This is a genomic window from Mesorhizobium sp. M7A.F.Ca.CA.003.01.2.1, from assembly GCF_003998945.1.
GTDB lineage: Bacteria > Pseudomonadota > Alphaproteobacteria > Rhizobiales > Rhizobiaceae > Mesorhizobium > Mesorhizobium ciceri.
This window is the reverse complement of the sequence record NZ_RZRA01001278.1, coordinates 1-1195: the sequence shown is the minus strand read 5'-3', so window position 1 is coordinate 1195 and position 1195 is coordinate 1. Positions and strand designations below refer to the sequence as shown.

At 63.3% G+C, this 1195-nt stretch carries 2 protein-coding genes; one reads left to right on the top strand and one right to left on the bottom strand.

Features of this window, described 5'->3' with window-relative positions:
• Nucleotides 1-292, bottom strand: a 292-nt coding sequence (locus EN969_RS31950) for a Dyp-type peroxidase domain-containing protein (RefSeq protein WP_206525290.1), incomplete at its 3' end; no start/stop codon positions are given.
• A 129-nt stretch (nt 293-421) separates the two neighbouring features.
• Between EN969_RS31950 and EN969_RS31945 the strand changes: the two genes are divergently transcribed.
• On the top strand, nt 422-1195 hold a 774-nt coding region (locus tag EN969_RS31945), incomplete at its 3' end, for an AsmA family protein (RefSeq protein ID WP_127287718.1).

Below are 1195 nucleotides of genomic sequence, written 5' to 3'. Positions count from 1 at the left end.
GAACGGCACCCTTGATCGGTGCGAACGGTTTCAGTTCCAGCGGCCGCCGGTCTGGAGAAAGACGATCCCAGAGATCGCGGCCGATGCCGGCAATGCACGACAGCCGCCCGGAGAGATCGCGGAACCCGACGGTTTTGATGAGATCGTCGAGCCCGCCGAGCACGGAGGCAACCTTGGCGAGCGCGCTCTGCTCGCTGGCGACGGCGACGACAAGAAAGACCGCCGAAAGGGACAGCGGAGCGTCGACACTTTGCGCATCGATCGGCACGCGATCCCAGTTCTTGCCCGACATCCGATTTCTCCGCTTCGCCGGGATTTGTTTCAGATCACCGGAGATCGCGCAACTGGATGAATTGCCTCTTTATCGACACGCGGATGCGGGTAGAGTGCGGCAGAATTTCAATCAACCCATTCGGAGCTGATGCTCGCACGCCTGTTCGTGATCTTCGGTGGCCTGTTCGTGCTGGTGCTGTGTGCGGCGCTGGTGGTGCCGTATTTTATCGACTGGACCGGCTACCGCGCCGACTTCGAGCGCGAGGCGAGCGCCATTCTCGGCCGCAAGGTGACCGTGCAGGGCGACGCCACCGCAAGGCTGTTGCCGTTTCCCTCGGTGACCTTCTCGAATGTCGCCGTCGCCGGCGGCCCCAACGGCCAGCCGGCCATGACGGTCGAGACGTTTTCAATGGACGCGGAACTGGCGCCCTTCCTGCGCGGTGAAGTGCTGATCTTCGACATGCGGCTGGTGCGGCCGAAAGCGACCATCGATATCGCCAATGACGGCACGGTCGACTGGGCGATGCGGCCGTCCTCGCCCTTCGACCCCAGCCAGATCTCGATCGAGAAGCTGACGGTGACGGAGGGTCAGATCGAAGTTCGCCATGCCGCTGGCGGGCGCAGCCATCTGTTTTCCGAGATCAATTCGACCGTCTCGGCCAAGTCGCTGGCCGGCCCATGGCGCATGGACGGCACGCTGCGGCTGGACGGGTTGCGCACCGCGGTCACCGCGTCCACCGGCAAGGCCGAAGGCTCAGGACAGATGCGGTTTCGGCTGAAAGCCAATCCGGACGCGTATCCGCTGGTCATCGAGACCGACGGCAATGCCGGCATCGTCAATGGAGCCGCCGTCTACTCCGGCCAGTTCAAGATTTCAAATCCTGACAAGAATGGTGCCGACAAGAACAGCGCCGAGCTGCGC